The 24,086-nt window shown below is 61.4% G+C and carries 17 protein-coding genes; 12 read left to right on the top strand and 5 right to left on the bottom strand.

From position 1 onward, the window contains the following. Positions 1-17 precede the first annotated feature (17 nt). The gene (locus BLL38_RS24900) at positions 18-1,526 is read left to right on the top strand and encodes a sigma-54-dependent transcriptional regulator (RefSeq protein ID WP_076964715.1); all 1,509 of its coding nucleotides are present in this window, start codon (positions 18-20) and stop codon (positions 1,524-1,526) included. Here BLL38_RS24900 and BLL38_RS24895 read toward each other — a convergent pair whose 3' ends face one another. Continuing rightward, a complete protein-coding gene (locus BLL38_RS24895) occupies positions 1,527-6,209 on the bottom strand; it encodes a DUF6543 domain-containing protein (RefSeq protein WP_076964714.1) in 4,683 nt (1,560 codons plus the stop codon). It lies immediately after the preceding gene. 335 nt (positions 6,210-6,544) lie between these two features. Between BLL38_RS24895 and gcvH the strand changes: the two genes are divergently transcribed. The 6 genes from gcvH (at position 6,545) to BLL38_RS24865 (ending at position 13,715) form a co-directional block, all read left to right on the top strand. Next, on the top strand, positions 6,545-6,928 hold the full coding sequence (gene gcvH, locus BLL38_RS24890) for a glycine cleavage system protein GcvH (protein WP_076964713.1): 384 nt from the start codon (positions 6,545-6,547) through the stop codon (positions 6,926-6,928). A 10-nt stretch (positions 6,929-6,938) separates the two neighbouring features. After that, complete coding sequence (gene gcvP, locus BLL38_RS24885) at positions 6,939-9,788, top strand: aminomethyl-transferring glycine dehydrogenase (protein WP_076964712.1); 2,850 nt, start codon at positions 6,939-6,941, stop codon at positions 9,786-9,788. Positions 9,789-9,988: 200 nt separating this feature from the next. Continuing rightward, positions 9,989-11,365 carry an L-serine ammonia-lyase gene (locus BLL38_RS24880; RefSeq protein WP_076964711.1) on the top strand — a complete coding sequence of 459 codons (1,377 nt, stop codon included), beginning with the start codon at positions 9,989-9,991 and terminating at the stop codon, positions 11,363-11,365. A 39-nt stretch (positions 11,366-11,404) separates the two neighbouring features. Continuing rightward, positions 11,405-12,529, top strand: coding sequence for a glycine cleavage system aminomethyltransferase GcvT (gene gcvT / locus BLL38_RS24875; RefSeq protein WP_076964710.1), 1,125 nt, complete (start codon positions 11,405-11,407; stop codon positions 12,527-12,529). Between the two features lie 388 nt (positions 12,530-12,917). Next, positions 12,918-13,130, top strand: coding sequence for a cold-shock protein (locus BLL38_RS24870; protein ID WP_076964709.1), 213 nt, complete (start codon positions 12,918-12,920; stop codon positions 13,128-13,130). A gap of 96 nt (positions 13,131-13,226) precedes the next feature. Beyond that, complete coding sequence (locus BLL38_RS24865; RefSeq protein ID WP_076964708.1) at positions 13,227-13,715, top strand: RDD family protein; 489 nt, start codon at positions 13,227-13,229, stop codon at positions 13,713-13,715. Positions 13,716-13,842: 127 nt separating this feature from the next. Here BLL38_RS24865 and nadA read toward each other — a convergent pair whose 3' ends face one another. Together nadA and BLL38_RS24855 are read right to left on the bottom strand one after the other, a co-directional pair. Then, positions 13,843-14,901: a quinolinate synthase NadA gene (nadA, locus tag BLL38_RS24860; protein ID WP_076964707.1), complete on the bottom strand. Its 1,059-nt coding sequence runs from the start codon at positions 14,899-14,901 to the stop codon at positions 13,843-13,845. Positions 14,902-15,055: 154 nt separating this feature from the next. Next, positions 15,056-15,949 (bottom strand): LysR family transcriptional regulator, encoded by an 894-nt coding sequence (locus BLL38_RS24855; protein ID WP_076964706.1) that lies wholly within the window; start codon positions 15,947-15,949, stop codon positions 15,056-15,058. A gap of 108 nt (positions 15,950-16,057) precedes the next feature. Between BLL38_RS24855 and lldD the strand changes: the two genes are divergently transcribed. After that, complete coding sequence (lldD, locus tag BLL38_RS24850; protein WP_076964705.1) at positions 16,058-17,200, top strand: FMN-dependent L-lactate dehydrogenase LldD; 1,143 nt, start codon at positions 16,058-16,060, stop codon at positions 17,198-17,200. Between the two features lie 10 nt (positions 17,201-17,210). Here the strand turns inward: lldD and BLL38_RS24845 are convergent, their stop codons facing one another. Beyond that, entirely contained in the window at positions 17,211-17,903 is a 693-nt protein-coding gene (locus BLL38_RS24845) for an RES family NAD+ phosphorylase (protein ID WP_076964704.1), read from the bottom strand. Further along, positions 17,897-18,301, bottom strand: coding sequence for an antitoxin Xre-like helix-turn-helix domain-containing protein (locus tag BLL38_RS24840; protein WP_076964703.1), 405 nt, complete (start codon positions 18,299-18,301; stop codon positions 17,897-17,899). The genes BLL38_RS24845 and BLL38_RS24840 overlap by 7 nt, the downstream gene beginning before the upstream one ends. A 198-nt stretch (positions 18,302-18,499) precedes the next feature. Between BLL38_RS24840 and BLL38_RS24835 the strand changes: the two genes are divergently transcribed. The 4 genes from BLL38_RS24835 to BLL38_RS24820 all read left to right on the top strand — a co-directional run bounded on the left by BLL38_RS24835 (position 18,500) and on the right by BLL38_RS24820 (position 23,474). Next, a complete protein-coding gene (locus BLL38_RS24835; protein ID WP_076964702.1) occupies positions 18,500-19,315 on the top strand; it encodes a hypothetical protein in 816 nt (271 codons plus the stop codon). Positions 19,316-19,415: 100 nt separating this feature from the next. After that, positions 19,416-19,928: a sigma-70 family RNA polymerase sigma factor gene (locus BLL38_RS24830; protein ID WP_083743117.1), complete on the top strand. Its 513-nt coding sequence runs from the start codon at positions 19,416-19,418 to the stop codon at positions 19,926-19,928. After that, the gene (locus tag BLL38_RS24825; protein ID WP_076964700.1) at positions 19,904-20,872 is read left to right on the top strand and encodes a FecR domain-containing protein; all 969 of its coding nucleotides are present in this window, start codon (positions 19,904-19,906) and stop codon (positions 20,870-20,872) included. Before BLL38_RS24830 ends, BLL38_RS24825 begins: the two co-directional genes overlap by 25 nt. A 115-nt stretch (positions 20,873-20,987) precedes the next feature. Then, positions 20,988-23,474, top strand: coding sequence for a TonB-dependent siderophore receptor (locus tag BLL38_RS24820; RefSeq protein WP_076964699.1), 2,487 nt, complete (start codon positions 20,988-20,990; stop codon positions 23,472-23,474). Positions 23,475-24,086 lie beyond the last annotated feature (612 nt).

Below are 24,086 nucleotides of genomic sequence, written 5' to 3'. Positions count from 1 at the left end.
GAATCAACCGCCACCCCATGCGTATCCACGTCAGCTTCATCGACCGCGTCGGCATCACCCAGGAAGTCCTGGCCCTGCTCGGTGGGCGCAATCTCAACCTGGATGCGGTGGAGATGATCCCGCCCAACGTGTATATCGACGCGCCAACCCTGAGCGTGCAAGTGCTGGAAGAGTTGCGCGACGCGCTGTTCAGCGTGCAGGGCGTACAGGCGGTGACGGTGGTGGATATCCTTCCCGGCCAGCGCCGCCACTTGCAACTCGACGCCCTGCTGGCGGCCATGACCGACCCGGTCCTGGCCCTGGACAGTGCCGGCAAGGTGCTGCTGGCCAACCCGGCGCTGATTGCCCTGTATGGTCGCGAACCGGCGGGCGAAAGCATCGCCGAGCTGTTTGACGACCCGGCGCTGCTGGTGGCCTTGCTCGAACATGGCTTTCGCCTGCCCCTGCGCGAGATCAGTGTCAACGGCCAGACCTTGCTGCTGGACGCCACGCCGATTACCGATGCCGGTGCGCTGCTGACTTTGTACCAACCCAACCGCATCGGCGAACGGCTGTCGGCCCTGCACCATGACCATGCCGAAGGTTTCGACGCACTTTTGGGCGAGTCCCCGGCGATCCGCACCCTCAAGACCCGTGCGCAACGGGTGGCGGCCCTCGATGCCCCGCTGTTGATCCAGGGCGAGACCGGCACCGGCAAAGAGTTGGTGGCCCGCGCCTGCCATGCCATCAGCGCGCGCCACAGCTCACCGTTCCTGGCGCTGAACTGCGCAGCCCTCCCGGAAAACCTCGCCGAGAGCGAGCTGTTCGGCTACGCCCCCGGTGCCTTCACCGGTGCCCAGCGCGGCGGCAAGCCGGGGCTGATGGAGCTGGCCAACCAGGGCACGGTGTTTCTCGACGAGATTGGCGAGATGTCGCCGTACTTGCAGGCCAAGCTGTTGCGTTTCCTCAATGACGGCAGCTTTCGCCGGGTCGGCGGCGACCGCGAGGTCAAGGTCAATGTGCGCATCCTCAGCGCCACCCACCGCGACCTGGAGAAAATGGTCAGCGAAGGCACCTTCCGCGAAGACCTGTTCTACCGCCTCAATGTGCTGAATGTGGAAGTGCCGCCCCTGCGCGAGCGCGGCCAGGACATCCTGCTGCTGGCCCGCTACTTCATGCAGCAGGCCTGCGCGCAGATCCAGCGCCCGGTCTGCCGCCTGGCACCGGGCACCTACCCGGCGCTGCTGGGCAACCGCTGGCCGGGCAATGTGCGCCAGTTGCAGAACGTGATTTTCCGCGCCGCCGCCATTTGCGAAAGCAACCTGGTGGACATTGGCGACCTGGATATCGCCGGCACCTCGGTCGCGCGCCAGAGCGACGGCGAAGTGGCCAGCCTGGAGCAGGCGGTGGAGGACTTTGAACGCAGCCTGCTGGAAAAGCTCTACACCACCTACCCCTCGACACGTCAGTTGGCCAACCGCTTGCAGACGTCTCACACTGCTATCGCCCATCGGTTGCGCAAGTACGGCATCCCCGGCAAACCCTGATCACCAGAAAACCCGGCGCCCACGCTGCATCACCGCCCCTGTCGCGCTGAAAAACAGCTGCTGGGCCATGCCGGCGCTGATCCGTGAGTAGTAGATCGCGATCACATCGCTGTCGGTCTTGTCGGCCAGGCTGCGAAAGCTCATGAAGCGTTGTTCCGGTCTTTTCAAATGGCCGGCGCTGTATTCGGCGTTGGGAGCCCCTGGCGTGCGGTAATGGAAATGGGCGTAGGCCAAGACCTTGCCCTGCGTGTCCTTGACCACATACTCCTGGAGGAAGTCATTCTCCCGCTTGAGCGCAATGCGCCCCTCTATGGGGAGGATCTCAACCTCTTGCTGGCTCTTGAGATAGGCAATCCCTTCTTCATCAGGCGCCAGGCGCTTGACCATCTCGATGCGGATCAGACGGCCATGCTCCACCAGGCGGCTGGAGGCCTGCGCCAGTTCCTTGAGCAGGGGCAGCGTGGCGTCGGACGCTTTATCTTGCCCCAGAGCCTTGCGGATCTTGTCAGCCACCGCGTCGATTTTCCCGGCGTGGCGCAACACTCGGGCCTCGACACTGGCGGGTAGGTGGGAGAGGCGTGCTTCGTTGCGGGCTTGCCCAAGGACCGTTGACTGTCGATCCAGCAGCTTGCGCCCATCCTCCTTGAGCTTTTCCAGGGGGCGCACCGGGCGCACGGGCGGCGGACTGGCCTCGGTGATCGCCTCGAACTCATCACTGCCAGGCGCCTGCCGAAAGCTCGCCACCACGCTCTGATCGACCGGGTTGATGACATCGACGATGTCCTCGTTCAATTCCGGCGTACGCGCCCGGACCTGGCCCACCAGATAGCGGTTCTTGCGGTCACGGATCAAGCGTTTGCCAGAGGCCAGCGAGGGTCCGGGTGTACGCACAACCGTGCGCTCACGCTCGCGCAGCAACGCCGCCAGGGAGCCTTGCGCCTCATGCTCCAAGGCGTTGAGCATCCGACTCAAGCGTTCGACGCTGCCCTCATAAAGCAAGTCAGAAGCCATGTCGCCATACTCGCGCAGGGACGCTTGGGTAGTGTCGTAGTCGAGCAGGATGGCGCTATACCCGTCGATGCGCTGTTGCACTGTCAGCGGGCCTGGGTCCTGCAAGTCTTTTTGTGACTGGAGCGACTGAATGGCTTCGTCGATCAGCGACCCGATACGGATGAAATCGTCATACTCCTCAGGCAACGGCGGCCTGCGTACGATCACCCCACCCAATGCCTTCACCTGCAGGGATTTCCAGTCCAGCGGCGTGCCAAGCGTAGAAGGGAGCAGTGCTTGCGCCCGTGACTCATACCCTGGCACTTGGGCCAGCCTGGCATAGTTGTTTCGCTCCAGGATGCTCAATTCGATCAGTTTTTCGTTGTAGCCAATGATCGTCTGCATGGACTGGACCAGCGTGTTGTGGGCCGCCTGGACAACGGCCACGTCTTCATGCCCCAACTGCTCATGCAACTGGTTGCGACGCTCACTGGGAAACACCTCGGTCGAGCGTTTGGTAATCAGCATCGCCATTTGCACCCGCAGGTTTTCGACAAGATCCTCCAATTGCTGGATCTTCTCCTGCTCGAACCGCTCCACGGGTTTGTTGGCATGCTTTGCAATCAACGCATCGAGCTTGTCGAACTGCGCCCGGTTTTGTTGCTCCAGCGCAGTTAAATAACGGTCCCGCAGGCCTTGCAGGGAGGGGTCAAAGAGCTTTTCCGGGTCTGCCCCATGGGCCTCTTCAAAACGCTCTTCACTGGCCGCCACCTCACGCTCAGCCACCATCAGCCGCTGCGTTGCCTCCTGATAATGACGTTCAAACATCTGGTTCTGGCGCTGGATATTTGCGCGGCGGCTGGCCGCCGACAGCTTGGGGTGCCCACCGCGCAATTGCAGGCCCAGGTCGACTTTCCAGACCCCCTGTGCGTCCTTCCCGAGCCAGGGGCCCATGTGCTGGGGGTTTCTCAGGTCCACTACCCGCCAACGCCCCTCAACCTGCTTGACCCCGTACAAGTGGCTGTCAATCAACAGGTAATCTTCCTGGCTGACGGCCCCACTGGCGTGCCGCACCATGACCCGGCCGCGTACGGGGCTGTCTGGCGAACTGATCGCCGGGGTTGCCGGCCATTGCTCGCCAGGCCCCGGCGACCAGCGCAAGCTCTCAAGCTGTGCCCGCTGCGCGGGGTCGAGGCGTAACCGTGAGTTGGCCCAGGAAAAGTCCATGCCCGTCACATCCGCCAGTGAGCGCTGCCAGGCAAACGTCGACGGCGTCTGCTGCACATGCCTGAGCACAGGGGTTGCCAGCGAGCCGGTAAGGCGTGGTTGGGTCTCGCTCAGGCGCAAGCGCTGATCAAGGCTGACGACCGGGCTCAACAACAGGCCCGCCAGACTGCCGAGCAACTCGGCCAGGGCATTGGCCGACGCTTCCTGGCTGGCTCCGGCCGGCAGCGCCAGCACCGCGCGAAAACCGCCATACACCTGGGACAACCACCCGGCCACGGCCACCGGCCCCCGCAGCATGGGCAGCAAGGCGTTGAAAATCTGCCAGAGATTATTTTTGAACAGCGTCCAGCGCAGTGCCTCGACGGAGGTGGAGCACTGTTCGGCGGCCTGCCACAGCCCCCTGGCGTTTTCATCGAATACGGCCTCCAGAAATACCCCCGGCACGGGCTCGTCACTGAGCAATGCCGGGCTGGAAACCGCCTGCTCGCTGTATTCATCCCCCTGTAGAAAACGCTGGACATGGGGGTTTAGAAACCCGCCATTGCCAAACAAGGCCCGACTGCTTTCACTCAGGCGCTCAAGCACCAGCGCCTGTAGCTCGCTGCCCATCCGGGCGATCTCGTCAAGCAGCGCCTGGCGGCTGGAAAACTGTTGGAGCGCCGCCTCGTCCTGATCGGGCCGGTACAGGATAGAGGGCAGCTCACTGTGGTCCCTCGGGCCGATGACAAACAGGTTATCGGCCTTATGCACAACCCCACCGGCATGGGCGAGAAACGCCAGGGGCCGGGCCACGATCACATGGTTGCCGACGGTACGCTTGAGGGGGTCGCGCTGCAGCACCGCTTGCACCACCGCGACGCCTGACGGGGTCCACCCATGGCGCTGGCGCAGGCTGTTCTCCAGGGCACGCAAAGGCAGCTGGAGTGCCATTTGCTCGACAAACAATTGCCGTCGGCGCGCCGACTCGGCGGGGTCCGACAGCAACGCCTGCTTGAGCAGCGCCGGGTAATGCCGGCCCACATCGACCGTGTCGATAAGCCGCTTGAGGTATCCCGGCTGAAGCCACCTGGCCGGCAAGTGCCCCGGCGCGGCCTGATGGCTGATCTGCACATTGGCGTAGGGCGTGGCGAAGGGGTTTTCCAGCGCCCAGAGGGTCAGGGTCTTGGTGGTACGCTCCGTCCAGCCCACCGTGGCGCCTTGGGTGCGTTCAAATGTCAGCAGGCAATCATCCGGGTCGATCGGGACGGCTTGCGGGTAATCCAGGCGCATCTGACGTTGCAGCGCCTTGCGGGCATACACGTCAATCGGCTCCAGGCCGTCGAGGAACGACGCACCGCCCGTGCGTTTGTGCAAGTGCGCCAGGCGCTCAAGCCATTGGCCGTAGGTTTGCCGGTCGGCATCGCTGGCGGCCTGCAACCATACCGGCAGCTGTTCTTCGTGGGGTTGCTGGACATAGTCGGCCTCGAACCAGACCTGGGGCGCAGTGAGTTTGCGCAGCAGGCGCTTGTAGCTGTCGACCTCGGGCAGTGCCGACCAGTCGATTTGCCTGAGTGCCCTTAACTGGCGCTCCAGCAAGGCCTGGGCCTGGGCATCGAAGACATCGCCCTGGGGCTCCCTGAGCAGCCATTTGACGAGCAGGCCAGGGATGTAATTGCTCATGTAGCGTGGCAGCAGGTTGCCCAACTCATCCAACGCGGTGAGCTTGAGCACGCTCATCGCAGGAACATAGACCAGGTTGACCTGTTGCTGCGCCACCTGGCGCTGCAGGACCAGCAGCGGCAGCCATTCGCCCGGCTGCCCCTCGTGGCCGGCATAGACCTGGTAAATCCGCAGCACATGCTCCCCACCCAGCACTTGGCGATCCACCTGGTAGGCCCAGAGTTCCTGTGGCCCGTCCCCCAGGCCCAGCAGCTTTTTGCCTTCTAGCGGCGTCAGCGCCGGGTTCTGCCGGGCGGTGAGCAGGCACTCGCGCAGTTGCCTGCCAACGGCGCCCCAGCGACTCAACGTCGTGTCGTCGGGAACAGGCGCGTTCCAATAAGCCACCAGCCTTGCGGTAAAGCCATCGAGCAGCTCGGGCGCCAGGGTGTTGAGCATGAACGCAATATCATGGACCGCAACCGCACCGGTGAACGGTACGAGGCCCAGGGTGAGCGAGTTGACCAACACGCAATGATGGCCGGCCACGTAATTGAGCACGTCGCGGCTCATGCAGCGCTTGATCAGGGCGTCACTCAAGGTCGTGAGTTGGGTATAGCCGCGGTCATCCGCCCGGGCGGGCGGGTGCACGCCGATCCAGGTGATGTCGGCCCGCAAACCGGAAGCCGGGAACCACGCAGTGATCCACTCCTGGATCATGGACTCGGCCACCTGCGTCAACGTCGGCCGCTGGGCAAACAGGCGCCTCAGGTAGTCGCGGGATGCATCGACCTGTGAACGGCCCTGAAGTGCCCCGATTGGATTGCTCATGCCACGTGTCCTTAACATTCGATCACGGCAAAATAAGCCGTCACCTGCCACAGCGTGCGCTACATAAATCCACCTTTGCCCGTATCGAAAACGCTACAGCGGAACGTTTTCAATACACACCTGATCCCCCTTCGCTACGCAAGGCTTTGATCCAAATAGGCTTTTTTTGCACCACCGATCCGTAGCGATTTCGCTACAGCCCCTTGCATTGCACTACCGCCTATTCTTCACAACCTATTGATTTGTAATAATAAATTTATATTGGCCGCATTTTTGCTATGGACTTCCCCATTCCAATCCCGTCCACCAGACGATTCTGGCCCTGAGGAGTTTCCATGAGCGAATTGCGTTTTACTGAAGATCACGAATGGCTGCGTGTCGAAGCCGACGGCAGCGTCACCGTGGGTATTACCGCGTTCGCACAGAATGCGCTGGGTGATGTGGTGTTTGTGCAACTGCCAGAGTTGCAAGCCTACGACCAGGGCGCAGAAGCCTCCACCGTGGAGTCGGTCAAGGCCGCCAGCGGCGTGTACATGCCCCTGACCGGCAAAGTGCTGGAAGTCAACGACCAGCTCAGCGACAGCCCGGAGCTGGTCAACGAGGATCCGATGGGCGAAGGCTGGTTCTTCCGCTTTGAACCGGCGGATGCCGAGGCGGTAGCTAAGCTGTTGGATCAGGATGCCTACGACCGTCTGATCAAAGCCAACGCCCAAGCCTGAGGAGCGCGCCATGACTGTTAATTTGAGCACCGCCAACGAATTTGTCGCCCGCCACATCGGCCCGCGCTCGGACGACGAGCAACAGATGCTCGCGACCCTGGGCTTTGATTCCCTCGAAGCCCTGAGCGCCAGCGTGATCCCGGAAAGCATCAAGGGCTCCGCCGTGATGGGCCTGAGCGACGGCCTGAGCGAGGCTGATGCCCTGGCCTCGATCAAGGCCATCGCCGCCAAGAACCAACTGTTCAAGACCTATATCGGCCAGGGCTACTACAACTGCCATACGCCATCGCCGATCCTGCGCAACCTCCTGGAAAACCCGGCCTGGTACACCGCCTACACCCCGTACCAGCCCGAGATCTCCCAAGGCCGCCTGGAAGCGCTGCTGAACTTCCAGACCCTGATCAGCGACCTCACCGGCCTGCCGATCGCCAACGCCTCCCTGCTCGACGAGGCCACCGCCGCCGCCGAGGCCATGACGTTCTGCAAACGCCTGGGCAAGAACAAGGCCAGCAACCAGTTCTTTGCCTCCGTGCACAGCCACCCGCAGACCCTCGATGTGTTGCGCACCCGTGCCGAGCCGCTGGGCATCGAGGTGGTGGTGGGCGATGAGCACACACTGACCGACGTCAGCGCCTTCTTCGGCGCCCTGCTGCAATACCCGGCCAGCAACGGTGACGTGTTCGACTACCGCGAACTGACCGAGCGCTTCCATGCCGCCAACGTCCTGGTGGCCGTGTCCGCCGACCTGCTGGCCCTGACCCTGCTGACCCCACCGGGTGAGTTCGGTGCCGACGTGGCCATCGGCAGTGCGCAACGCTTCGGCGTGCCGCTGGGTTTCGGTGGCCCGCACGCCGCTTACTTCTCCACCAGGGACGCGTTCAAGCGCGATATGCCGGGGCGTCTGGTTGGCGTGTCCGTAGACCGTTTCGGCAAGCCGGCCCTGCGCCTGGCCATGCAGACCCGCGAGCAACATATCCGCCGCGAGAAGGCCACCAGTAACATCTGCACCGCCCAGGTACTGCTGGCCAATATCGCCAGCATGTACGCCGTGTACCACGGCCCCAAAGGCCTGGTACAGATCGCCACGCGCATTCATCACCTGGCCGCGATCCTCGCCAAAGGCCTGGGCGCCCTGGGCTTCAAGGTTGAACAAGCCACGTTCTTCGACACCCTGACCCTGGCCACTGGCGCCCACACCGCCGCCCTGCACGACCAGGCCCGCGCCCAGCGCATCAACCTGCGCGTCGTGGACGCGGCACGCCTGGGCCTGTCGGTGGACGAAACCACCACCCAGGCCGATATCGAAACCCTGTGGCGCGTATTGGCAGGCGATAAGGCCCTGCCGGACTTCGCCGCCCTGGCCGCCAGCGTCGACAGCACCCTGCCCGCCGCGCTGCTGCGCCAGTCGCCGATCCTCAGCCACCCGGTATTCAACCGTTATCACTCGGAAACCGAGTTGATGCGCTACCTGCGCAAGCTGGCCGACAAGGACCTGGCGCTGGACCGCACCATGATCCCGCTGGGCTCGTGCACCATGAAGCTCAACGCCGCCAGTGAAATGATCCCGGTGACCTGGGCCGAGTTCGGTGCCCTGCACCCGTTCGCCCCGGCCGCACAAAGCGCCGGCTACCTGCAACTGACCCGCGAACTGGAAGCCATGCTCTGCGCGGCCACCGGCTACGACGCCATCTCCCTGCAACCGAACTCCGGCGCCCAGGGCGAGTACGCAGGCCTGCTGGCCATCCGTGCCTATCACCAGAGCCGTGGCGAAGAGCGCCGCGATATCTGCCTGATTCCATCGTCGGCCCACGGCACCAACCCGGCCACCGCCAACATGGCCGGCATGCGCGTGGTCGTCACCGCGTGCGATGCCCGGGGCAACGTGGACATCGAAGACCTGCGCGCCAAGGCCATCGAGCACCGCGAGCACCTCGCCGCGCTGATGATCACCTACCCGTCGACCCACGGCGTGTTCGAGGAAGGCATCCGCGAAATCTGCGGGATCATCCATGACAACGGCGGCCAGGTGTATATCGACGGCGCCAACATGAACGCCATGGTCGGCCTGTGCGCCCCGGGCAAGTTCGGCGGCGATGTGTCGCACCTGAACCTGCACAAGACCTTCTGCATCCCCCACGGCGGTGGCGGCCCGGGTGTTGGCCCGATTGGCGTCAAGTCGCACCTCACGCCCTTCCTGCCCGGCCACGCAGCCATGGCACGCAAGGAAGGTGCGGTGTGTGCCGCGCCGTTTGGTAGCGCGAGCATCCTGCCGATCACCTGGATGTACATCAGCATGATGGGCGGCGCGGGCCTCAAGCGCGCCTCGCAGCTGGCGATCCTCAATGCCAACTACATTTCCCGGCGCCTGGAAGAGCACTACCCGGTGCTGTACACCGGTAGCAATGGCCTGGTGGCCCATGAGTGCATCCTGGACTTGCGCCCGCTCAAGGACAGCAGCGGCATCAGCGTGGATGACGTGGCCAAGCGCCTGATCGACTTTGGCTTCCACGCACCGACCATGTCATTCCCGGTGGCGGGCACGCTGATGATCGAGCCGACCGAAAGCGAATCCAAGGTAGAACTGGACCGCTTCTGCGACGCCATGATCGCCATCCGCGAAGAGATCCGCGCGGTGGAAAACGGCACCCTGGACAAGGACGACAACCCACTGAAGAACGCCCCGCATACGGCGGCTGAAATCGTCGGTGAATGGAGCCACCCGTACAGCCGCGAGCAGGCGGTGTACCCGGTAGCCTCGTTGATCGACGGCAAGTACTGGCCGCCGGTGGGCCGGGTCGACAACGTGTTTGGCGATCGCAACCTGGTGTGTGCGTGCCCGTCGATCGAGAGCTACGCATGATCTGACTGAAGAGATGCAGTCAGTGTGGGAGCTGGCTTTGTGTGGGAGCTGGCTTGCCTGCGATAGCCTCACCTCGGAGCTACTGATAGACCGAGGTGTCTGCATCGCAGGCAAGCCAGCTCCCACACAAGCCCGGCTCCCACAGGGATCGGGTACAACCGAAAATCTGCGCTCAATAATAAGAAACCGGAGAACCACTCATGTCTTTAAGCGTGTTCGACCTGTTCAAGATTGGCATCGGCCCCTCCAGTTCCCATACCGTTGGCCCGATGCGTGCCGCTGCCCGCTTCGCCGAGGGCCTCAAGCGTGACGGCCTGCTGCACGCCACCACCTGCATCAAGGTGGAGCTCTATGGCTCACTGGGCGCCACTGGCAAAGGCCACGGCAGCGACAAGGCCGTGTTGCTGGGCCTGGAAGGCGAACACCCGGACACCGTCGACACCGAAACCGTGGCCGCGCGCCTGGCGCAGATGCGCAGCGACGCGCGCTTGAACCTGCTCGGTGAACACAGCATTGCGTTCAACGAGAAAGAACACCTGGCGATGATTCGCAAACCCCTGGCCTATCACCCCAACGGCATGATCTTTCGTGCGTTTGACGCTGCCGGCCTGCAGATTCGCAGCCGCGAGTACTACTCGGTGGGCGGTGGTTTTGTGGTGGATGAAGACGCTGCCGGCGCCGACCGGATCGTCGAAGACACCACGCCCCTGACCTTCCCGTTCAAGCACGCCAAGGATTTGCTTGGCCATTGCACCACCTATGGGCTGTCCATCAGCCAGGTGATGCTGACCAACGAAAGCGCCTGGCGCCCGGAAGCCGAGACCCGCAGCGGCCTGCTGAAAATCTGGCAGGTCATGCAGGACTGCGTGGCCGCCGGCTGTCGCAACGAAGGCATCCTGCCTGGCGGCCTGAAGGTCAAGCGGCGGGCAGCGGCGTTGCATCGCCAGCTGTGCAAGAACCCGGAATCGGCGCTGCGCGACCCGCTGTCAGTGCTGGACTGGGTCAACCTGTATGCCCTGGCGGTCAATGAAGAAAACGCCAACGGCGGGCGCGTGGTCACCGCTCCCACCAACGGTGCCGCCGGGATCGTGCCGGCGGTATTGCATTACTACATGCGCTTTATCCCCGGGGCCAATGAAGACGGCGTGGTGCGTTTCCTGCTCACCGCCGCCGCCATCGGCATCCTCTACAAGGAAAATGCCTCGATCTCCGGGGCCGAGGTCGGCTGCCAGGGCGAAGTGGGCGTGGCCTGCTCCATGGCCGCCGGAGCCTTGTGCGAAGTGCTGGGCGGCACGGTCTCCCAGGTGGAGAACGCCGCCGAAATCGGCATGGAACACAACCTCGGCCTGACCTGCGACCCGATTGGCGGCCTGGTGCAGGTGCCCTGCATCGAGCGCAACGCCATGGGCTCGGTGAAGGCGATCAATGCGGTGCGCATGGCCTTGCGTGGCGATGGGCAGCACTTCGTGTCCCTCGACAAGGTGATCCGTACCATGCGCCAGACCGGCGCCGACATGAAAAGCAAATACAAGGAAACCGCCCGTGGCGGTTTGGCCGTCAACATTATCGAGTGCTGATGCTTATAAACGCGCCAGCACGTTTTTCAGGAGCTGAATATGTCCACCGAAACCCTGTTGAAAACCCCGCTGCACGCCCTGCACCTTGAACTGGGCGCACGCATGGTGCCGTTCGCCGGTTATGACATGCCGGTGCAATACCCCCTGGGCGTGATGAAAGAACACCAGCACACCCGTGAACAGGCCGGGTTGTTCGATGTGTCGCACATGGGCCAGATCCGCCTGACCGGTGCCAACGCCGCCAAGGCCCTGGAGAGCCTGGTGCCGGTGGACATCATCGACCTGCCCGTGGGCATGCAGCGCTACGCCATGTTCACCAATGACCAGGGCGGCATCCTCGATGACCTGATGGTCGCCAACCTGGGTAACGACGAGCTGTTTCTGGTGGTCAACGCCGCCTGCAAGGAGCAGGACCTGGCACACCTGCGCCAGCATCTGGGCGGGCAATGCCAGATCGAGCCACTGTTTGAAGAACGCGCCCTGCTGGCCCTGCAAGGCCCGGCGGCGGTGAAGGTGCTGGCGCGCCTGGCGCCGGAAGTGACCAAGATGACCTTTATGCAGTTCGCGCCCCTGCGCCTGCTGGGGGTGGAGTGCTATGTCAGCCGTTCCGGCTATACCGGCGAAGACGGTTTTGAAATCTCGGTGCCCGCGGCCAGTGCCGAAAGCCTGGCCCGCAGCCTGCTGGCCGAAACCGAAGTGGCAGCCATTGGCCTGGGCGCCCGCGACTCCCTGCGCCTGGAAGCCGGCCTGTGCCTCTATGGCCACGATATGAACAGCGAGACCACGCCGATTGAAGCCAGCCTGTTGTGGGCGATTTCCAAGGTCCGTCGCGCTGACGGTGCGCGTGCCGGTGGTTTCCCGGGCGCAGACCGGATCTTCACCCAACAGCAAACCGGTGTCAGCCGCAAACGTGTCGGCCTGCTGCCCCAGGAACGTACCCCGGTGCGTGAAGGAGCAGAGATTGTCGACGAACACGGCAGCGTGATCGGCCGCGTGTGCAGCGGTGGCTTTGGCCCTAGCCTCGGCGGCCCGCTCGCCATGGGCTACCTCGACACGGCATTTACTGTGTTGGATAGCGAAGTCAGCGCCTTGGTACGTGGGAAAAAGGTGCCTCTTCGCGTAAGTAAAATGCCATTCGTGCCACAACGTTACTACCGTGGCTGATTGACTGTTCCTATAAGTAACGCGGTTGTGTTCATTTGCACTAATCTGTAACACGACCGCCATTAAAAAGTGCACTGACGATAGTCAATTTTATATCGATCAACCTATAACAAGTGACCCACACTATCGAATATGACAGCGTGACAATTCTGACCGAAGTGTCATAAAGGCGAGTAAATACGTGGCTTGCAGAGGGCTTGTTTTTTCCTTGTTAGTTGTCGTAGAGTTTGCCCACTGTGTTTGCATGGGTCGCTTGAAACCTGGACCTGGGCAGTAGCCAAAGTCTGCTACAACCCGTTCGACGTCTCTTACTTTCCTGCAATCCAGCCCAGTACTCTTTCAGGTGAAAGGGGCTGTCATTAATTTTTAGCGTCAAGGAAATAAGAAAATGGCTGATCGTCAGAGCGGTACCGTCAAGTGGTTTAACGACGAAAAAGGGTTTGGTTTTATCACTCCAGAAAGCGGTCCGGATCTGTTCGTCCACTTCCGCGCTATCCAGGGCAATGGTTTCAAGAGCCTGAAAGAAGGCCAGAAAGTGACTTTCGTTGCAGTGCAGGGCCAAAAAGGCATGCAGGCGGACGAAGTACTCGCGGAAGGCTGACCCTTACTGCGACAAAAAGCCTCTGGTGATGACATCAGGGGCTTTTTTATGTGCGTTTGTCCGTAAAATGGCTTTTTTCCTCCAGAGAGCCGAGCCATGTCGAAACACCTGCTAAGCCCCCAAGGCGAATTCCCCGCCGTTGGCCTGGGCCGTCGTCTGGCAGCGATGTTCTATGACTTCCTATTGTGTACCGCCCTGCTGATCGTCACCGCCCTCCTCTATAAGCTGGTGTGGATCGCCTTTGTGGGTGAAGCAAAGATGCGCACACTCTCGGAGTCCGGCGCCCTGGACGGTGATCCGTTGCTGTCGACAATTCTGTTTTTTGTGCTGTTTGGCTTCTTTGCCAAGTTCTGGACCCATTCCGGGCAGACCCTGGGCATGCAGGTATGGGGCGTGCGCGTGCAGAACGCCGACGGCTCGCGCATCAGCCTGTGGCAGGCGCTGTTGCGTTTTGTGGTGTCGATTGCATCGTGGTTATGCGCGGGGCTGGGGTTTATCTGGTCGCTGGTGGACAAGAAAAAACGCGCCTGGCATGACATCTATTCCGACACGCAGCTGGTGCGAATCCCGAAGAAAAAGAAATAGCCCCAGGCCAATGAGATCTAAATGTGGGCTTGCCCGCGATTGCGGTCTGTCAGTTAATGCATCTCTGGCTGTTCCACCGCTATCGCGGGCAAGCCCGCTCCCACACTTTTACTGCGTCAGGCATGGATCAGGCGTTGCCCGCCAGCTTCAGGCGTGCCGCCTGGGTAAAGTCCAGCATGCGCTTGAGCGGGCGCACTGCATGGGGGATCAATGAGGGTTCGACGAAGATCTCGTTGCTCCCTTCCCGCAGGCATTGCAACGTGCGCTCCAGGGTATTCATCGCCATCCACGGGCAGTGCGCGCAACTGCGGCACGCTGCGCCGTTGCCGGCGGTGGGTGCCTCGACAAACACCTTGTCCGGGCACAACTGCTGCATTTTGTAGAAAATGCCGCGGTCAGTGGCAACGATGAATGTCTTGTTCGGCAAGCGCTGCGCCGCCGCAATCAACTGGCTGGTGGAACCCACGGCGTCGGCCAACTCGATGACCGAGGTCGGCGACTCCGGGTGCACCAGGATCGCCGCGTCCGGGTACAGCGCCTTCATGTCTTCCAACTGCTTGGACTTGAACTCTTCATGGACGATGCAGGCACCGTCCCACAGCAGCATGTCGGCACCGGTCTGGCGCTGGATATAGGTGCCCAGGTGTTTGTCCGGGCCCCAGATAATGGTTTCGCCGTTATCCATCAGGCTTTCGACGATTTCCAGGGCGCAGCTGGAAGTCACCACCCAGTCCGCACGAGCCTTGACCGCCGCCGAAGTGTTGGCATACACCACCACGGTGCGCTCCGGGTGCTGGTCGCAGAACGCCGAAAACTCGTCCACCGGGCAACCCAGGTCCAGGGAGCAGGTGGCTTCCAGGGTCGGCATCAGGATGCGTTTTTCGGGGGTAAGGATTTTCGCCGTCTCGCCCATGAAGCGCACGCCGGCGACCAGTACGGTCTTGGCCGGGTGGGCGGCGCCGAAGCGGGCCATTTCCAGGGAGTCGGAAACACAACCGCCGGTTTCTTCGGCCAGGGCCTGAATCACCGGGTCGCAGTAAAAGTGCGCCACCAGCACCGCGTCTTGAGCCTTGAGCTCGGCAGCAATGGCAGAACGTAAGCTTGCCTCTTCCTCGGCACTGAGCACCTTGGGTTGCTTGGCATCGAGGTGGGCTTGGACCAGAAGGCGTTCGGAAATTTGCGTCATGTTCGCAAGACCTGCAGGCGCAGTTGCGCGAAAGTCGAGTGTACCACCGGCTCTGGAGCCCTTCGGGCGCCGCCGGACGAAGTGATTGTGTTCATCAAGCACGGGTTAAGGTGAAGCTGCGCAAGGCTACAGAATATCGATTGGATTCAAAAGCCTAATATGGCACAGGAACATTGCCCATTTCCCTGGCCAGGTCCAGCCAGGCCCGTGCAGCCGGCGGCAGGTGAGCGTTACGCCGCCAGGTCAGGGCGATATGCCAGTCGGTCTGGGGCTCATCCAGGGCGATCAGGGCAATGCCGGCATGCAGGTGCTTGTAGGCCAGCATCCGCGGCAGGAAGGCGACGCCCAGGCCCGCACCCACCAGGTCGACGATAAAGTCGATCTGGGCGCTGCGCACCGAAACCTTCGGCGAGACGCCCCGCCGCTCACAGGCGGAAAGAATGATGCGATTCAGGGCAAACCCGGCCTCGAATAGTATGAAAGGCGAGTCGGACAGGTCCGAAAAATCCACACTGTTGCGCCCCGCCAAGGGGTGGCTGCTGGGCAGCACGACCATCAACGGCTCGACCCGTACGTCCTGATACTCAAACTCGCCCTCCACCGGCACCAGCAGGGCGGCCACATCCACCTCCCCCGCTTGCAGGCACTCGCCCAGTTTCTTGCTGCCGTGCTCGATCAGCTCGATCTCGATCTGCGGGTAACGCTGGCGGTACACGGCAAACATTGCCGCAAACAATTCACCACTGCCCACCGGCGGCAAGCCAATGCGCAACACGCCGCGCTTGAGCCCCAGCAGGTCATTGATCTCGGCCACCAGGTCGCTGCGCTCGGCCAGCAACACCAGGGCGCGGCGGTAGGCAATCTCACCGGCGGCTGTCAGTTCGCTCTTATGACCGATACGGCTGAACAACGGCGTGCCCAACTCCTCCTCCAGCGTCTTGACCGCTTTGCTGACACTCGATTGCGTCAGCGAAACCATCTCGGCCGCTTGTGAGAAACTGCCTTGGCGCACCACTTCGACAAAGGCTCGCAGGGTTCGCAGGTTCATGAATATTCCATTTGCGACTTGAATGAAGTTGTAAAAGTTGTTTTTACCATGGAATGCCTTTGACTATCCTCCACCCACCGTTTTCTTTATTCCGGGGCCTCACTGTTCATGATCATTTCGTCCGCATCGGATTACCGCGAAGCCGCACGCCGCAAACTGCCGCGCTTCCTGTTCGACTACATTGACGGGGGCGCGTACGCCGAGCACACCCTCAAGGCCAACAGTGCGGACCTGGCAGATATCAGCCTGCGCCAGCGCGTGCTGCGCAATGTCGAGAGCCTGAGCCTGGAGACCACCCTGTTCGACCAACCGCTGGCGATGCCGGTGGTCATGAGCCCGGTGGGCCTGACCGGCATGTTTGCCCGGCGCGGGGAAGTGCAGGTGGCCAACGCGGCAACCAATAAAGGCGTGCCTTTTTGCCTGTCGACCGTGTCCGTGTGCCCGATCGAGGAAGTGGCGTCCCAGACCGCACAGTCGATCTGGTTCCAACTGTATGTGTTGAAAGACCGCGGCTTCATGAAAAACGCCCTGGAGCGTGCGCAAGCCGCCGGGGTGAAAACCCTGGTGTTCACCGTTGACATGCCCACCCCCGGCGCCCGCTACCGCGATGCCCACTCCGGCATGTCCGGCCCGTACGCCGCCCAGCGGCGCATGTTGCAGGCCGTGAGCAAACCGGCCTGGGCGTTTGATGTGGGGCTGATGGGGCGCCCGCATGACCTGGGCAATATCTCCAGATACCTGGGCAAACCGACCCACCTTGAAGACTACATCGGCTGGCTGGCCACCAATTTCGACCCCTCCATCAGTTGGAAGGACCTGGAGTGGATCCGTGAATTCTGGAAGGGCCCGATGATCATCAAGGGCATCCTCGACCCACAGGACGCCAAGGATGCGGTGAGCTTTGGTGCCGACGGCATCGTGGTGTCCAACCACGGCGGCCGCCAACTCGATGGCGTGCTGTCCACCGCCAAGGCCTTGCCCGAGATCGCCCAGGCGGTTGGCAGCGACCTCACGGTACTGGTGGACTCCGGGGTGCGTTCGGGGCTGGATGTGGTACGCATGCTCGCCCTCGGCGCCCGGGGCGTATTGCTGGGACGAGCACCCGCCTACGCGCTGGCCGCCGATGGCCAACGTGGCGTGGAAAACCTGTTGGATATCTTTGCCAAGGAAATGCGCGTGGCCATGACCCTGACCGGGGTCACGTCCATTGCACAGATCGATGAGTCGATCCTGGTTCGCGGAAAGATCTGACCCCGCAGCCTCAGGTTTCGCTGATCTTGCTGACACTGGTGATGTGCCCATTCCAGACCATCTCGTAATGGGCGGCCTGGACCATCGACAACACCGGCCTGGGGCTCAGCAACGCCCAGCAGTGGTCGCCCTCCGAGCGTACTGACCGGTAACGAAGGCCGGGACAACCGGCCTTCTTCAGCGCGCCGCCCAGGCGCTGGGCGTGGCTGTAGTCGTCTGGGTCGTAGATCGGGTCGCTCATCGGCATCGACGTCGCGTCCTTCATGGCGTCGCCGGCAAAGGTGCAGGACAGCCCGCGAAAGACAAAGCGTTCATAGTTAAGGCCGTGGACCCCGGACCAGTACTGGTTCTGGTGATGACGCACCTCGGCCAGCGCGGTCTCGACCGTGGCCGCCAGGTACAACACGCCAAAGCGCCCATCACTGAAACGCGATCCTGCCGGATTGACGTGGGTGAACGGTGCAATCGCGTAGGAACATCCCACAATCCCAAAGGGGATTTCCCTACGAGGTATCAGCTCGATTCGACCGACCTCATTGCCCAGCCGCGGGTTGGTCAGGGCCTGGATCTGATAAAGCGCCTCAAATTCATCGGCATCCGCCACATCGTCAAACAACGCAATCGGCGGGAATTTGGAATTGACCAGGCGATAGGCCTGCAACTGCCCCGCGGGCAAATCGCCCAACTGGCTCACCCTCACCATTGCGCGCCACGTAACACATCGATGTGGCGGAAGGTCTCGTACAGGGAAATCATATCGCCCTGGGCCATGATCTCCAGGGGCGAACGCCCGTTGAAAAACGCGTTGTCGTTGGCCATCGCGGCAAAGCCATACACGTTCTCGGGGTTATCGAACACCATGCGCAGCGTGGCGTGGATGTTCAGCACGAAGCTGATGCGCTGCATCTGGTCGGAATCCAGGCTCACGGACCACGCGACATCGCGCTGCCGGGCACGGGTGTAGGTGCTGCGCGAGATCCGCAGGATGCGGCAGGCCTGCTCGCTGCTGGCCTGCCATTTCTCCAGGATGCTCACCGCCGCCCGGAGTCCGGCGACGCATTGCTCCCGGGTGAAGGGTTGTGCTTGGAGGGCCAGGCTCATGGTTGCCACCTCAAAATAAATCCACAGATTCAAATATAGATAAAGTGAGTCCACAGAGCAAATCAGCGTACATCAGCCCTTACAACCAAAAGCCCCAGTGAAATGCTTTTTTTGATTTCAAATCGCACTTTACCGCCTGATGGGTGAGAATGGTTCCCGTCTAACTTTCCCATCTATTTGTGTATGAGCCCCCAAGAAATGGAATTCAACCCGTCTTCTTCGTCCCGCTGGCTGCTGGCCTTGTTCGGTGCAAGCCTGCTGTCACTGTCCGGCTGCCAGAGCCAAACGCCAGAGCAGGCAGCAGCCTCGGCGGTAGAACAGGCACTGGAACAACAGAAGTACGAAAAATTCACCACCACATTCCAAACGATACTGCGCAGCTATGCCCTGGCCGCCAATGAACAGGGGCTGACAGGCGTGATGAACCTGATCATGACCGTTGACGCGCAGAACCACGTGGTGGACTGCTCAGTCAAACGCGGGACCCTACTGCCCAACATGAGCCAGAACAATCTGCGCCAGGCCAAGCTGGCCCAACTGGTCACCGAACTGTGCTGGACCACCCTGTTTCCCGAGGTCTCGCCCAAGGCTTTCACCGATGCCAAGGACACCCAGGTGATTGTCGCGCCCATGGTGTTCAGCCCTATGATCGGGCTTTCGGAAGAACAGCAACGGTTGCAGAACCAGCGGGTCGACCTCTACCGGCAGATCCGTTTCTTCCGTGAACAACTGTTTATCGGGCATGACGTCCAGAGCATTGGCGTCGCCAGCTTCCACCTCATCGCCGATGCACAGGGCAAAGTGAGTGAGTGCATGGTCAACCTGAATCAGAGCCCGTACCGCTCACAGGGCTTCAAGGTCGATAGCGCATTGCAACAACGCCTCGTCACGCAGTGCAAACGGCTGGACCTGCGGCAGATGCCGGGGTTTGCCAACTACCCTCAAGGCCTGCCCCTGGGTTATGTGCAGGTGGACTACAGCCCGTGGATGAATGGACGCAGCGCTACGAAATAAACAACCAAGCCCCACCTCCCCCAAGGGACGGATAGCCAATTGTCATAAATAGCCCCAAAGGTAATAATGCGAGACATTATCATTTGTGGCGATCAAGCTGATGGACGTCGGGATCAAACCTTCAACGCCAATGGATATCGAGCATCTCTACGGAAAGCACCACGGCTGGCTAAAAGGGTGGCTCTGCAACCGCGTTGGCAACAGCGCCGATGCCGCTGACCTGGCCCAGGACACCTTTATGCGCATGCTCACCCTGCGCCAGTTGCCCGTCCTGCGCGAGCCACGGCACTACCTGGTAACCATTGCCCGCGGCCTGATGATCGATAAGGCCCGCCGGCAAACTCTGGAACGGGCCTACCTGGAAGTGCTTGCCGCCCGGCCCGAGCCGCTTGAGGTTTCCCCGGAAACCTATCACTTGATCATCGAATCCCTGCTGGCCATTGATGCACTGCTCGATGGCCTCGGCGCGCGAACCCGGCAGATTTTCCTCCTGGTCCAGCTCGAAGGCCTGAGTTATGTGCAAGTCGGCAGGCAACTGGGCCTGTCAGTGACCACGATAAAAAATCACCTGGGCAAGGCGATGATGCAATGCATTCGGTTGATGGACGATTGAGCAGCCCACAGGTTGGCCCACCGTCCACGGCCCAGTTGCAGGCAGCGGTGCAGTGGTATCTGACGCTCAACGACGCCGATGTCAGCCCCGAACAACACCTGGCGTGGCAAGACTGGCTTGGCGCTGACCCCGAGCACGTCAAGGCCTGGGCCCGGATCGAAAAGCTCCAGCAACAACTCTGCGGGGTGCCCCGGGACGTCGCGTTGCCGATCTTGTCGCAGATGGGCGTCCAGCGCCGCCAGGGCCTCAAGATGCTGCTGGTGCTGGCCGCTGGCGCGACGGTGTTGGCCGGGTATCGACTCTCGCCCTACCACACCGACTTCGCCACCCGCACCGGAGAGCGGCGCCAGGTAACGCTGCCGGACGGCAGCCGCCTGGAGTTGAACACCGACACCCGAGTCGATATCGCCTATAACGCCCAGGAGCGGTTGATCCTGCTGCGCCGCGGCGAAATCCTGGTCACCACCGCAACAGACCGGTTGCCCGCTCGCCCCTTATCGGTGGAAACACCCCACGGTCGCATACGGGCCCTGGGCACCCGTTTCGATGTGCGCCTGCTGCCAGGCTTGAGCAGCGTGCACGTACAACAACACGCCGTCGAAGTACGCCCCCGTGACACACCACAGCACATACAACGCGTGGACGAAGGCCAGGCACTGACCTTCGGCTCATCCCAACTCGGCAACCTGCGCCCGGCCACTGCCGATAGCAGCGCCTGGACCCAAGGTCTATTGGTGGCTATCGACTGGCGACTGGGCGACTTTGTCGGCGAACTGGCCCGCTATCGGGTCGGCTACCTGGGGTGCGCCGATGAGGTCAGGGACTTGAGAATTTCCGGCGCGTTCCGCCTCGACGATATCGACGGCATCCTGGCCAACCTGCAGGTCTCGTTGCCCGTGAAGGTTCGCCACTTCTCACGGTATTGGGCGCGCATAGAAGCGTAATCGCGCCTGACGGCGAATAAACCAGGCAGATCTCCTTGCCGATTGTTTTTTTCGTTCGGCTCATCAAGTAGAGCGGTTAATCAGCCGCCTTTACTGCAACGGCATAGGAAGTCATATGAGCCACCCACGCCCCCTTCACAGTGCCGCGTTGCGGCTGCACCTCAATTCGAGGTTATTGCGCATGAGCTTCGCCGGGACACTGTGCGCATGCGCAATCATCCCGCCAACCTGGGCACAGCAAGCCCCTGAACGGGCCCAATACACTATCGCAGCCGGGCCGCTCGATATCGCGCTCAGTCAGTTCGCCGCCGCCAGCGGCGTGACCTTGTCGTTCGGTTCGACGCAAACCCAGGGCCTGACCACGCCGGGCATCCAGGGCCGCTACTCGTTTGACGAAGGCATCGCACGACTGCTGGCCCACAGTGGGCTGCAGGCGCGCCAGGAGGGCGTGGGACGCTACAGCCTGGTCAAGACACCCAGCGACTCGACGCTGGAACTCGGCGCGACCACCATCAGTGGCTCGGCCCTGGGCGATACGACCGAGGACACCGGTTCCTACACCACAGGCCCGATGGCAACAGCGACCAAGCTCGCGTTATCCAGCCGTGAAACCCCGCAATCGATCACGGTCATCACCCGCCAGCGCATGGATGACCAGAACATGCGCAGCCTGGAGGATGTCCTCAAGAACACCCCCGGCATTGCCGTGACCAAGGCTGGTCCACACCGTGCAACGTTCTACTCCCGCGGGTTTACCGTCGAAAACCTGATGACCGATGGCCTGTCCAACGACCTGTCCCATTACCTCAGCCGTGACATGAACTCCAGCCCCGACATGGCGATCTTTGACCGGGTGGAAGTGGTACGCGGCGCCACCGGGCTGATGCAAGGCTCAGGCAACCCGGCGGCGGCGGTCAACATGATCCGCAAGCGTCCAACTGCCACGCCGCGTGTCACCGTCACCGGCAGTGCCGGCAGTTGGGATAACTACCGCACCGAGTTCGATGCGTCCAGCGCGCTCAACGAGAGCGGCACCTTACGCGGCCGGGTGGTGACGGCCTACCAGTCCAAGGACAGCTTCCAGGACTTCGTCAGCGCCGAGCGCTCGGTGTTCTACGCCATTACCGAGGCTGACCTGAATGAAGACACAACCTTTACCTTCGGCGCCTCCAACCAGGATGCCAACAATAACGACTCCTGGGGTGGCTTGCCGGTTGCCCGCGATGGCAGCGACCTGCACCTCAAGCGCTCGACCTACCTGGGCAGCACTTGGGAATACTGGGACCAGGACAACACCACCGCCTTCAGCCGCCTGGAGTACCGTTTTGCCAATAACTGGAAAATGCTCCTGTCTGCCAGCAAAAGCTGGTCGCAATTAAATATGCTCGGTTCCATCCCGATGCGAACCTGGCAAAGCGACTTCGTTGAGTGGGGGCAGAACATCGGCAGGTATGAGTACAAAGACCAACAGAACAGCTACGACGGTTATGTCAGCGGCCCGTTCTCGCTGTTCGGCCGCACCCATGAACTGGTGGTGGGCGCCAGTAGGCGCGAGCTGACATTCAATGGCAAAGGCTTGCCCATCGATGTCGAGACCAACACCAACCTGTACCGCCCCACTGGCATCCCCAAGCCGGACGTCAGCGCCACGCCCTGGACCCAACACCGCACCAGCCAGCAGGAAGGCACCTACATCACCACGCGCCTGAACCTCTCCGACGACCTGAAACTTATCCTCGGCGGGCGCCTGGACTGGTACGAATACGACGTGGACACGCGCTGGGAAGGCAAATCTTCCGCCAGCAGCCTGCCGAACAAAGTCACCCGCCACCTCACACGCTATGCCGGCGCCATTTATGACCTGGACGCCCATCACTCGGTGTATGTCAGCTACACCGACATCTTCCGCCCACAGACCGAACTCGACGCGCAGAACAACGCACTCAAGCCCATCGAAGGCAAAAACTACGAGATCGGCCTCAAGGGTGAGTACTTTGACGCCAGCCTGAATGCCAGTGCGGCGATCTTCCGCATTGATCAGGAAAATCGCGCCAAGGAACTCAATCGCAACCTCTGCACGCCCAGGGGAACCACCTGTTATGAGGCGGCGGGCGCAGTGCGCAGCGAAGGTCTTGAGCTGGAAATCAACGGTTCTCCTGCACCCGGCTGGGAATTGGGTGCCGGTTATACCTATTCCTCGGCCAAGTACACCAAGGACAGCAACCCGGACAACGTCGGACGACTGTTCAGCACCGACACTCCTCGCCATATCTTCAAGGCATTCACCCGCTACCAACTGCCCGGAGACCTCAATCGCTGGACCATCGGTGGCGGTCTTTACCGGCAGAACACGATCTACAAAAAAGGCACCAACAGTGCTGACGCACCACCGCCGCACGCTTACCGCATAGAGCAGAAGGCTTACACCGTAACTGACCTGATGGCCAGCTACAAAGCGTCAGAGAACGTCGATGTGCGCCTGAACCTGAACAACGTCTTCGACACTCATTACTATCAGGCCATCAGCGCTAACACTGATTACGGCAACAACCTGTATGGCGCACCGCGTAATGCAATGGTGACGGTACGCTGGGAACTTTGAAGGGGCAGTAGAGCGTTTGTCCGAGGGTTAGCCATCATCTAATTCTTGGCTACGGGGGCCTCACTGCCCCCGACGGACACGCCACGGACGGAGTCGAGGTTCTGACTCGCAAGTTCTATGCTCGAGCAAAATCCCGAGCTAAACACGCCGACTCGATAAGGAAGAAGGTTGACTCACTGGCCAGTGGGGTGGAGACCTTTTACTTCAACATGGTAGATGCAGCTCGAAGCTTTTCGGAGAACTGTTCGATCTCTTTAGCTGATGCTTCTCGCTTGCTAGCGTGCCGTTTAAACGCTAAAACGGCCCTCGAGTTAGAGGCTCTCTATGAGGAATGCAATCAATACGACGCTGCTGCCAGCTAAGGTTAAAGATTTGACGCGGGGTTCTGTCGACTATGACTGTTAGCTTTTGGGCGATTGTTGTCAGTCAGGGAAAAAATCCACGGCTTTATCGGTGATGGATTGGAACCACTAAACTAAAGAGCTGGCGGTTGCAGGAGCTGAGTGCAACACGGTTATTGAATTGACGCAGGAGCATCATATTGCATAGCCAAGGCTTTCTGCATCACTTCGCTCATGACTTCGATAGGACATTTGAAATCGAAGCGCTTAC

This window comes from Pseudomonas gessardii (assembly GCF_001983165.1).
Classification (GTDB): domain Bacteria; phylum Pseudomonadota; class Gammaproteobacteria; order Pseudomonadales; family Pseudomonadaceae; genus Aquipseudomonas; species Aquipseudomonas gessardii.
Note: the sequence above shows the minus strand (reverse complement) of the source record. Positions and strands in the feature narration are given on the sequence as shown.